Below are 9,781 nucleotides of genomic sequence, written 5' to 3'. Positions count from 1 at the left end.
TGGTTGTCCGCGGGGCAAAAAAGCCGGTGGGGGGGGTGGGGGGGGGGGGGGGGGTGGTGTTGGCCCGGCCGCCCCCCCCGGCCCACACCCCCCCCCCACGAGCCGTGTCAGACGCGGCCGGCGGCACGGCGGCGCCGGGCCACCTCCGCGAGCAGCACGCCCGCCGCCACCGAGGCGTTCAACGACTCGACGCCCGCCGCCATCGGGATCGACACCGTCGCGTCGCACGTTTCGCGGACCAGGCGGGAGAGTCCACGGCCCTCCGAGCCCAGCACGATGACCAGCGGGTCGGCCGCCAGCTCCAGCTCGTCGATGTCCACCGAACCGTCCGCGTCCAGGCCGACCAGCATCAGGCCGTCGTTCGCCCATGCCTTGAGCTGACGCGTCAGGTTGGTCGCGACCGCGATCGGCAGCTTCGCCGCCGTGCCCGCGCTCGTCCGCCACGCCACCGCCGTCATGCCCGCGCTGCGCCGCTCCGGCAGCAGCACGCCGTGCGCGCCGAACGCGGCCGCCGAGCGGATCACCGCGCCCAGGTTGCGCGGGTCGGTGACGCCGTCGAGCGCGACGAACAGCGGCACCTCGCCCGAGTTGCGGGCCACCGCCATCAGGTCGTCCGGGTGGGCGTACTCGAACGGCGGGACCTGCAGGCCCAGGCCCTGGTGCACGGCCCGGTTGGTCTTGCGGTCCAGCTCTTCGCGCGGGATCTCCAGGATCGAGATGCCCTTGTCGCCGGCCAGCCGGACGGCGTCGTTGACCCGGTCGTCGATCTCGATGTTCAGCGCGACGTACAGCGCCGTCGCCGGGACGCCGGCGCGCAGCGCCTCGACCACCGGGTTGCGCCCGGCGATCAGCTCCGGCTTGTCGGCCTTCTTCTGCCGGGCCTGGTCGCGCTTGGTCGCCGCGTTGGCCTGGCGGTAGGCCTTGTGCCCGGGGCGGTCCTCCGCCTTCGGGGTCGGGCCCTTGCCTTCGAGGGCCTTGCGGCGCTGACCGCCCGAGCCGACGACGGCACCCTTCTTGGTGCCCGTCTTGCGGATCGCGCCCTGGCGCCGCGAGTTGCCTGCCATGGTGAAAGTTCCTTGCGTAGAAAGCCGGTTCAGTCGGACTTCACAGTCCACTGAGGACCGTTGGGGGTGTCCTCCACCGCGATGCCCGCCTGCTGGAGGCGGTCACGGGCGGCGTCCGCGCGGGCGAAGTCCTTCTCGGCGCGGGCCTGCTGGCGCTCGGCCAGCAGCCCTTCGACGATCCGGGCCAGCGCTTCTTTGGTGGGCGTGTCGGAACCGCCCGTCTCGGACCAGCGCGCGGACAGCGGGTCGAGGCCGAGCACGTCGGTCATCGCGCGGACGGCCGCGGCGAGTTCGAGTGCCTTGGGGGTGTCGCCCGCGTCGAGGGCGGCGTTACCGTTCCGCACCGTGGTGTGGACCACGGCGAACGCCTGCGGGGTGGCCAGGTCGTCGTCGAGCGCGGCGGCGAACGCCTCGGGGATCGTGCCGATCGGGACCTCGCCCGCCGCGGCCGCGCGGCGCAGGAACGTCTCGATCCGCCGGTACCCCTGCGCGGCCTCGGCGACCGCCCCGTCGGAGTACTCGACGTTCGACCGGTAGTGCGGCTGCACGAGGTAGTAGCGCAGCTCCGGCGCGCGGTAGCGCTCCAGCATGGCCGGGATCGACACGGTGTTCCCGAGCGACTTGGCCATCTTCTCGCCGGCCATCGTCACCCACGCGTTGTGCAGCCAGTAGCGGGCGAACGGGTCGCCGGCCGCGTTGGACTGGGCGCGCTCGTTCTCGTGGTGCGGGAAGACGAGGTCGATGCCGCCGCCGTGGATGTCGAACTCCGTGCCGAGGTAGGCCGTCGCCATCGCCGAGCACTCCAGGTGCCAGCCCGGCCGGCCGGGACCCCACGGCGTCGGCCACGACGGCTCGCCCGGCTTCGCGCTCTTCCACATGGTGAAGTCGCGCGGGTCGCGCTTGCCGCGCGTCGGCGTCTCGCCCTGCTGGACGTCCTCGAGGACCTGGCCGGACAGCTTCCCGTAGCCGTCGAACGACTTCACCGAGAAGTAGACGTCGCCGTCCGCGACGTAGCCGTGGCCGCTCTCGATGAGGCGTTCCATCAGCTCGACCATCTGGGTGACGTGCCCGGTCGCGCGCGGGTTGATCGACGGCGGCAGGCAGCCGAGCTGCTCGTACGCGGCCTCGAAGGCGCGCTCGTGCGTCGCCGCCCACTCCCACCAGGGACGCCCGTTGTCGGCGGCCTTGGTGAGGATCTTGTCGTCGATGTCGGTGACGTTGCGGACCAGCAGCACGTCCAGTCCACTGTGGACGAGCCAGCGGCGCAGGACGTCGTAGTTCAGGGCGCCGCGGATGTGCCCGATGTGCGGAACGCCCTGCACGGTGGCGCCACACACGTAGATCGACGCCGTTCCGCTACGGACGGGGTGGAACTCCCGCACGCTCCGGGTCGCTGTGTCGAAAAGGTGAAGGGCCACCCTCAAAGGGTACGGGGTGGGGCGAGAGGAATATCTCTGGGTCTCAGCCGACGCCGTGGTTGCGCAGGGCCGTGAGCAGGGCGTCCGGCCGTTCGGCGGTCGGCAGCGGGTCGACCAGCGCGAACTCGCAGCCCAGCGCGCGGGCGCCGCCGTCGGCCTCCTCGCTGTCGCCGACCATCAGCGTCTCGGTGGCGGGCACGCCGAGCGACTCGACGGCCTTGCGGAAGATCTCCAGCTCCGGCTTGATGGCGCCGACCTCGAAGGACAGCACGAACTCGTCGACGTAGGCGTCCCACCCGCGGGCGGTGAACGCGGGCCGGATGTCGAAGGCGATGTTGCTCAGCACGCCCACTTTCAGGCCCCGCTCGGCCGCCGCTTTGAGCGCGGCTTCGGTGTCCGGGTACGGCGTCCACTGGCTGGGATCGATGAGCCGGTCGTAGAGCGCCTTCGCCTGGTCAGCCTGCGGGACACCGGACTTCTTGAGCACCTCCAGGTACACCTTCCGGTGCAGCTCGGGGTCGCGGTCCCGGTGGTGCCAGGCGTGCACGTGCTCGGCGTCCAGCTCGACGACCTGCCCGACCGGGGCGGTCATCCGGCGCATCAGCTCGGCCTGCGCCTCGATGTCGAGCGGGTCCCCGTTGTGGTCGGTCAGTTCGGTGAGCCAGGACTCGTCCTGCTCGAGCCGGAAGAGCGTGCCGGAGAAGTCGAACAACACCGCCCTGATCGTCATGGTCCCCACCCTAACCGGGGGATCAGGCGGAATGCCCTGTGATGTGTTCGGGGACAACCCGCACGAGCACGCGCACGACGTCGGCCGGCTCGGGCGGGAAGACGGTGCCGGTGTACTTGCGGGCGAGCTCGTCGTTCAGCTCGCGCCCGCCCTCGACGGTGACCTCGGCGCGGCCCCGGATCTCGACGTAGTTCTCCGGGTCCGCCAGGTCGAAGACGGACAGCGACACCCGCGGGTCGCGGCGGATGTTGCGTTCCTTGCGCCGGCCCTGGACGGTCACGAAGACCACGGTGTCGCCGTCGCGGCGCGCCCAGACGACGGAGCTCTGCGGCGAGCCGTCGGCGTTGGTGGTGGCCACGACCGGGTAGTTACGGCCGTCGAGCAGGGCCTTCGTGGCCTCGTTGAACGTCACACCCATGGCTTGGACCCTATTTCACGTTCCCGGCGATCTTGTCGACCCGCAGCCGGACGATCACGCGTTCGGTTTCCGCGCCTTCGGGCGGCGGGTCCTGGGCGAGGTACTTGTGGCTGAGGGTCTTCGGGAGCGTCTTGCCGGGATCCGGCGTGATCGTGGCCGTGCCGCGCAGCTGGGTGTGGCGGTACGGGTTCCCGGCGTCGGTGATCGAGACGCTCAGCCGAGGATCGCGGCGCAGGTTACGGACCTTCCGGCGGTCCTCGGTGGCGCTGAAGACGAGGTCGCCGTCGTCGAGGCCCACCCAGACGACGGAGGTCTGCGGCCCGCCGTCCGGGTCGAGGGTGGCGACCGTGGCGAAGTTCTTGCCGTCGATCAGCGCCCGGACGGCGTCCGGAAGAGTGAGGGGCATATCACGGCGAACCGGCGTGGGCGGGGACCTATTCCGCCGCCAGCAGCAGCGCGGTCGCGAAGGCCGCGATGCCCTCGCCGCGGCCCGTCAGCCCCAGGCCGTCCGACGTGGTGCCGGACACGCTCACCGGGCCGCCCACCGCTTCGGAGAGCACCTTCTGCGCCTCGTCGCGCCGCTTCCCGACCCGCGGGGCGTTGCCGACGATCTGGACCGTGGCGTTCCCCACTCGCCAGCCCGCCGCCTCGATGAGGCCACGCACTTCGGCGAGCATGTCCGCGCCGTGGGCGCCGTCCATCCGGGGGTCGCCGGTGCCGAAGACGGCGCCGAGGTCGCCGAGGCCCGCGGCCGACAGGAGGGCGTCGCACAGGGCGTGAGCTGCGACGTCGCCGTCCGAGTGGCCCGCGCAGCCGTCCGCCTCCGGCCAGCGCAGGCCCGCCATCCAGCACTCGCGGCCCGCTTCGATCGGGTGGACGTCCACCCCGTTGCCGATCCTCACAGCGTCTCCTCGTTCTTCGGTGCCGCCGCGATCGCCTCGGCCAGGGAAAGTTCGAACTCGCTCGTGACGCGCATCGCGTCCGGGTGGCCGTCGACCGTGGCCGCGCCGGCGGGGGCGAGGTCCGGCCGGAACGCCGCGGACGCGTAGCCCACCGGCGTCTGGAGGGTGCGCAGGCGCGAACGGTCCTCCGTGCCGATGATGAGGGACGCATCGTCGGTCACCTTCACCGTGTCGGCCATCGGCAGCACCGGGACGACCACGGGCGCGCCGTCACGGACCGCATTGATCACGTCACGGACCGTTTGCGCAGGAATGAAGGCCCGCAGCGCGTCGTGGAGGAGTACAACTGAATCACGGGAAAGCTCGGGCTCGACGGCGGCGAAGGCCTGCCGGAGCGAGCCGGGGACGACCCGGCAGCCGAGGCCGCTGACGGCCTCGGAAAACGACGACGCACACCGCTGGGGGGCCGCCACGAGCACCAGATCGATCTCCGGTACAGCAAGCAGCCCCCGCACGGTGTGCGTGAGTAGCGCGTCACCATGGACCGGCGTGAGAGCTGACTCCCCGTCGGAGGCATGATGTGCGACGGTAACGATCGCGACGACGTTCATCGGTACGCGATCGTAGAGGCACCCGCCCGCCCGTCGAGCGGAGTGCCCTGGGCTCAGACCGTCGCGGTTTCCAGAACTTCGTCGAGGAGGACCTCAGCCTTGTCCTCGTCGGTGCCCTCCGCGAGCGCGAGCTCGCTGACCAGAATTTGCCGCGCCTTCGCCAGCATGCGCTTCTCGCCTGCCGAAAGCCCGCGGTCCTTCTCTCGCCGCCAGAGGTCGCGCACCACTTCGGCCACCTTGTTCACATCGCCGGAGGCGAGCTTCTCGAGGTTGGCCTTGTACCGACGAGACCAGTTGGTTGGCTCCTCGGTGTGCGGAGCACGCAGAACGTCGAAGACCTTGTCCAGTCCTTCTTGCCCGACGACATCGCGAACGCCGACGATCTCGGCGTTGTCTGCGGGCACGCGAACCGTGAGATCCCCTTGCGCGACCTTGAGGACGAGGTACTTCTTTTCCTCGCCCTTGATCACGCGGGTCTCGATGGCTTCGATGAGTGCGGCACCGTGGTGCGGGTAGACGACGGTCTCTCCGACCTTGAAAACCATGTGTCCTCTGCCCCTTTCGCTGACTCCATCCTAGCACGGGCCGCCAGTGCCCACCTAGCGGGCCGGACTCGTCCTCGCAGGTCAGCGGCCTGGCCGGGGGTTGACAAACGTCGGACCCCCGTGCTCACGCAGGTAGCAGGGAAGCGTTTCGTCACAGGGTGGGAAATCCTTTGTGGACGGTTGATCTTGGTCGCCGCGCCCCGGCAACCCACACCCGTTCCGCGGCGGAGATCGACCCCGGCTAGTCTTCGGGGCGACGAGGCCGTGAAAAGGGAAGGACTGCGACGTGAGGCTGCAGAATCGTCGCGTGCTCGGTGCGGGCGTGCTGGCGCTCGGTGCCGCGTTCGCGCTCGCCGGGTGCGGGGCAGGCCAGATCACCCAGACCTCGACGCAGCAGGCCGCGGTCAACGGGACGCACGCCCAGGTCAAGACCATCGACCTGCGCAACGCGGCGGTCCAGTACCCCACGTCCGGCCCGGGCTACCCGGCCGGTGCGACGCCCGCGCTGACCCTGACGATCGTGAACCGCGGCGCCCAGGACGACTCGCTCGTTTCGGTGACCACCGAGGACGGCGGCCAGGCCACCATCAGCGGCTCGAAGACCGTCGTCGCGGCGCACTCGCTGGTGATCGGCCCGGACGACGCGGTCGAGTCCACCAACGAGGTGCAGCCCACGTCTTCGGCCGCGCCGACGTCCTCGCCGACCTCGTCGTCGAGCGCTCCGACGTCCTCGAGCGCCCCGGCCGGCAGCAGCTCGGCCACGAACAGCCCGGGCAACAACCTCACCGCCACGGCCACCTCCGAGGTCCCGTCGTCCGGCCCGGCCGCGACGCCGACCGCGCCCGAGAAGGTCGGCCAGGCCACCGTGACGCTGCCCGCGCTGAAGCAGCCGCTCTGGCCCGGCCAGGTCATCAAGGTCACGTTCGTCTTCAAGAACGCCGGACCGGTCACCGTCGAGCTGCCGGTGGCGGCGCCGGCGCACGTCAAGCAGTAGGTCCCCGGTTTTGTCGGTGGTCGCCGATAGCCTCGCGGGGTGAAGAAGGGGACCACCTACCGCTGCGGCAGCTGCGGGTACGAAGCGGCCAAGTGGCTCGGCCGGTGTCCGGAGTGCCAGGAATGGGGCTCGTTCGAGGAGCGCGGCGCGCCGGCCAGGCCGGCCATCCAGCGCGTCGCGGCCGGGGCGCCGAGCGCGCCGGCGCGGCCGATCGCCGAGGTCGACGTCGAGGCGGCGCGAGCCCGCCGGACCGGCGTCTCCGAGCTCGACCGGGTGCTGGGCGGCGGCCTGGTACCGGGCGCGGTGGTGCTGCTCGCCGGTGAACCGGGTGTCGGCAAGTCGACCCTGCTGCTCGAGGTCGCCTACCAGTGGGCGAAGACCGTCGACCGGTCGCTGTACGTCACCGGCGAGGAGTCCGCGGGCCAGGTCCGGTTGCGCGCGGAGCGAACGGGCAACGTTCACGACCGGATGTACCTGGCCGCCGAAAGCGACCTTTCGGCCATCCTCGGGCACGTCGACGACGTCAAACCGGGGGTGCTGATCGTCGACTCGGTGCAGACCATGGCGTCCCCGCAGGTCGACGGCTCACCCGGCGGCGTGACGCAGGTCCGCGCGGTGACGTCCGGGCTGGTCGCGCTGGCCAAGGAACGCGGGCTGCCGGTGGTGCTCGTCGGACACGTCACGAAGGACGGCTCGGTGGCCGGCCCGCGCGTGCTGGAGCACCTGGTCGACGTCGTGCTGCAGTTCGAGGGCGACAAGCACTCGACCCTGCGGATGCTCCGCGGCATCAAGAACCGGTTCGGCGCGTCCGACGAGATCGGCTGCTTCGAACTGCAGGAAGAAGGCATCGTCGGGGTGCCGGACCCGTCGGGGCTGTTCATGAGCCGCACGGCCGAGCCGGTGTCCGGTACGGCGATCACGGTCTCGATGGAGGGCAAGCGGCCACTGCTGGGCGAGGTCCAGGCGCTCGTGTCGGCCACGGCGGCGCCCCAGCCGCGACGCGCGGTCAGCGGCCTCGACTCCGCGCGGGTGGCGATGGTGCTGGCGGTCCTGGAGAAGCGCGGCGGGCTGAAGCTCGGCGACAAGGACGTCTACGCGGCCACCGTCGGCGGCATGAAGATCACCGAACCGGGCATCGACCTGGCGCTGGTACTGGCGCTGACGTCGAGTTTCGAAGACGTCGCCCTGTCGCCGCGGCTCGTCTCGGTGGGCGAGGTCGGGCTGGCCGGGGAGATCCGGCGCGTGCCGAGCGTGAGCCGCCGGCTCGCGGAGGCGGCCCGGCTCGGGTTCACGCACGCGCTGGTCCCGCCGGACTCGGGCAAGCCGCCTGCCGGGATCCGCGTCCTGGAGGTCGCGAACGTCGCGGACGCGCTGAACGCCGCCGGCCACGCGCGCTGATCACCCCGAGGTCCGCGTGATGGCGTAGGAGTACTGCGTGTCCGGGTCGCCGGGCCGCTGCGGGGAGTCGGGCACCTGCCGCATCCTGGTGGTGGTCGGCACGGCCACGGAGCTCGGCGGCGGGAGGGGCGTGGTCAGCGGTACCCCCTTGTTGCCGACGATGACCGAGGTCGGCGCGCTGTCCGCGGCCAGCAGCCGCGCCGTCACCGGGTCGAGGAACAGCCGCTGGCCGGTGTCCTTGGCCACGTAGACGGTGGCGGGCTGCCGGTCCGGGGTGGTCTGGTGGGGCGCGACGTAGATGCCCGGGACGATCGCCAGGGCCTCGAGCAGTGCGCGTCGGACGTCGGGCCGCAGCAGACCAGTCTCCAGCACACTCCGGACCATGGTGAGCGACTCCGCGGCGGAGTGCGGCCGGCCCTTCTGCGGGCTGTTGACGCCGGTGGCGTCGGAGGCCAGCCGCTCGGCCAGCTTCTGCCGGTCGGGGACGAGCGTGGCGATGAACCGCGCGTCCGGCGTCAGCCAGTTCAACCGGGGGGCGGGGAACACGCCGGCGGGTCCGTATTCGTCGACGGGCTGGGGCAGCGGGTCGACGGCCCGGCCGTCGGACCAGCGCGGCTCGGTGGTCAGCGTCGTGCGCCGGTGCCACACGCCCGCGGGGTCGGCCGGGATCCAGAGCTCGATCCGCCGCTGGACCTTGGTCGCGAACCGCGGTGTGACGTACGTCGACCAGTCGCGCATCTGCGTGTAGTGGAACTCGCCGGGCACGAGCGGGCGGTCGAGGTCGGGGAGCGAGGCGGCCGGCCGGGCCGGTTCCGGCGCGTCCGGCGTCCACAGGGCCGCGGCGACGCCGAGCCCGCCGACCAGGGTCACGACCGCCGCGGCCACGGCGAGCCACCGCCACGCCCCGGACCGGCGCGGCCCGGCGGGCGGGGCCTCCTCGACGCCGGCCGCCGCGAGCAGGGACGCGCGGGCGAAGGCCAGCCCGTCGTCCTCGCCGACGTCGTCGTGCAGGTCCGCGAGCGCCGCGTCGAGTTCGGCTTCGGACCAGATCTTCCGGACGTTGTCTTCACGCAAGGTCCTGCACCTCCTCTTGGGCCGGGGCGTTCGTCCTGAGCCAGCGTCTGATCCGGTGCAACCGGGACCGGACGGTACCCGGCGGGATCCCGAGGGCCTCGGCGACCTCGGCCGGCTCCAGCCCCGCCCAGGACACGAGCAGCAGCGTGTCGCGGTCGGCGGGGCTGAGCCGGGCCAGCGCGCCGGCCAGCCGGGCCGCCCGTGCCTGGGCGTCGACCTGTTCGGCGACCCGGCCGTCGTGCGGCGCGTGGCTGTGGTCGCCGGTCCGCGCCAGCCGGGCGGTGGCCTGCAGCCCGCGCAGTTCCGACCGCACGTGGTGGCGCAGCAGGTTGGTGGCGATGCCGTAGAGCCACGACCGCGCGGTGCCCAGCTCCGGCCGGTAGGTCTCGCGGCGCCGCAACGCGACCAGGAAGGTCTCGGCGACGAGGTCGTTCGCCGGTTCGGCACCGACCCGGCGGGCGAGGTAGCGGCGCAACTGGGCGGCATGGGCGTCGAAGAGCCGGCCGAACGCCGGCCCGGGCTCGGGTCCGCCCAGGTCCGGGCGGTCGTCCCCCCAGAGCTCCGATCCTTCGTGGATCACCTGCATGCCCCCAGTTGCCCGCAGCCTCCCCGAGCGTTCACGGCGAA

General features: G+C 72.0%; 12 protein-coding genes. 2 read left to right on the top strand and 10 right to left on the bottom strand.

Annotated elements, in window-relative coordinates:
- Window positions 1-107 precede the first annotated feature (107 nt).
- Genes rlmB through AB0M93_RS41585 form a run of 8 tightly spaced genes read right to left on the bottom strand, consistent with a single transcriptional unit; the run spans window position 108 to window position 5,688 of the window.
- On the bottom strand, window positions 108-1,064 hold the full coding sequence (gene rlmB / locus AB0M93_RS41620) for a 23S rRNA (guanosine(2251)-2'-O)-methyltransferase RlmB (protein ID WP_364285079.1): 957 nt from the start codon (window positions 1,062-1,064) through the stop codon (window positions 108-110).
- A gap of 29 nt (window positions 1,065-1,093) precedes the next feature.
- Entirely contained in the window at window positions 1,094-2,482 is a 1,389-nt protein-coding gene (gene cysS / locus AB0M93_RS41615; protein ID WP_364285077.1) for a cysteine--tRNA ligase, read from the bottom strand.
- Between the two features lie 43 nt (window positions 2,483-2,525).
- Window positions 2,526-3,212, bottom strand: coding sequence for an HAD family hydrolase (locus AB0M93_RS41610; protein WP_364285075.1), 687 nt, complete (start codon window positions 3,210-3,212; stop codon window positions 2,526-2,528).
- Between the two features lie 22 nt (window positions 3,213-3,234).
- On the bottom strand, window positions 3,235-3,630 hold the full coding sequence (locus AB0M93_RS41605) for a PPOX class F420-dependent oxidoreductase (protein WP_364285073.1): 396 nt from the start codon (window positions 3,628-3,630) through the stop codon (window positions 3,235-3,237).
- 10 nt (window positions 3,631-3,640) lie between these two features.
- On the bottom strand, window positions 3,641-4,036 hold the full coding sequence (locus AB0M93_RS41600; protein WP_364285071.1) for a PPOX class F420-dependent oxidoreductase: 396 nt from the start codon (window positions 4,034-4,036) through the stop codon (window positions 3,641-3,643).
- A gap of 28 nt (window positions 4,037-4,064) precedes the next feature.
- A complete protein-coding gene (gene ispF, locus AB0M93_RS41595) occupies window positions 4,065-4,532 on the bottom strand; it encodes a 2-C-methyl-D-erythritol 2,4-cyclodiphosphate synthase (protein ID WP_364285070.1) in 468 nt (155 codons plus the stop codon).
- Window positions 4,529-5,143 (bottom strand): 2-C-methyl-D-erythritol 4-phosphate cytidylyltransferase, encoded by a 615-nt coding sequence (locus AB0M93_RS41590; RefSeq protein ID WP_364285068.1) that lies wholly within the window; start codon window positions 5,141-5,143, stop codon window positions 4,529-4,531. The genes ispF and AB0M93_RS41590 overlap by 4 nt, the downstream gene beginning before the upstream one ends.
- Before the next feature lie 53 nt (window positions 5,144-5,196).
- Window positions 5,197-5,688, bottom strand: a complete 492-nt coding sequence (locus tag AB0M93_RS41585; RefSeq protein WP_004559016.1) for a CarD family transcriptional regulator — start codon at window positions 5,686-5,688, stop codon at window positions 5,197-5,199.
- A 286-nt stretch (window positions 5,689-5,974) separates the two neighbouring features.
- On the opposite strand from AB0M93_RS41585, the gene AB0M93_RS41580 reads away from it, so the two are divergent.
- Window positions 5,975-6,682: a hypothetical protein gene (locus tag AB0M93_RS41580; RefSeq protein ID WP_364285066.1), complete on the top strand. Its 708-nt coding sequence runs from the start codon at window positions 5,975-5,977 to the stop codon at window positions 6,680-6,682.
- A gap of 39 nt (window positions 6,683-6,721) precedes the next feature.
- Window positions 6,722-8,080, top strand: a complete 1,359-nt coding sequence (radA, locus tag AB0M93_RS41575) for a DNA repair protein RadA (protein WP_364285064.1) — start codon at window positions 6,722-6,724, stop codon at window positions 8,078-8,080.
- Here radA and AB0M93_RS41570 read toward each other — a convergent pair whose 3' ends face one another.
- Both AB0M93_RS41570 and AB0M93_RS41565 read right to left on the bottom strand, forming a co-directional pair.
- Entirely contained in the window at window positions 8,081-9,154 is a 1,074-nt protein-coding gene (locus AB0M93_RS41570; protein ID WP_364285062.1) for a CU044_5270 family protein, read from the bottom strand.
- Window positions 9,147-9,740, bottom strand: a complete 594-nt coding sequence (locus AB0M93_RS41565; RefSeq protein ID WP_364285060.1) for a sigma-70 family RNA polymerase sigma factor — start codon at window positions 9,738-9,740, stop codon at window positions 9,147-9,149. Before AB0M93_RS41565 ends, AB0M93_RS41570 begins: the two co-directional genes overlap by 8 nt.
- Window positions 9,741-9,781 lie beyond the last annotated feature (41 nt).

This window comes from Amycolatopsis sp. NPDC051102, from assembly GCF_040682815.1.
In the GTDB taxonomy this organism is placed as follows: Bacteria; Actinomycetota; Actinomycetes; order Mycobacteriales; family Pseudonocardiaceae; genus Amycolatopsis.
This window is presented reverse-complemented; position numbering and strand designations above follow the sequence as displayed.

Coding starts and splice junctions, on each gene's coding strand:
- AB0M93_RS41610 (WP_364285075.1), bottom strand. CDS start 3,212: ATGACGATCAGGGCGGTGTTGTTCGACTTCTCCGGCACGCTCTTCCGG.
- AB0M93_RS41585 (WP_004559016.1), bottom strand. CDS start 5,688: ATGGTTTTCAAGGTCGGAGAGACCGTCGTCTACCCGCACCACGGTGCC.
- rlmB (WP_364285079.1), bottom strand. CDS start 1,064: ATGGCAGGCAACTCGCGGCGCCAGGGCGCGATCCGCAAGACGGGCACC.
- AB0M93_RS41590 (WP_364285068.1), bottom strand. CDS start 5,143: ATGAACGTCGTCGCGATCGTTACCGTCGCACATCATGCCTCCGACGGG.
- AB0M93_RS41605 (WP_364285073.1), bottom strand. CDS start 3,630: ATGGGTGTGACGTTCAACGAGGCCACGAAGGCCCTGCTCGACGGCCGT.
- AB0M93_RS41565 (WP_364285060.1), bottom strand. CDS start 9,740: ATGCAGGTGATCCACGAAGGATCGGAGCTCTGGGGGGACGACCGCCCG.
- AB0M93_RS41600 (WP_364285071.1), bottom strand. CDS start 4,036: ATGCCCCTCACTCTTCCGGACGCCGTCCGGGCGCTGATCGACGGCAAG.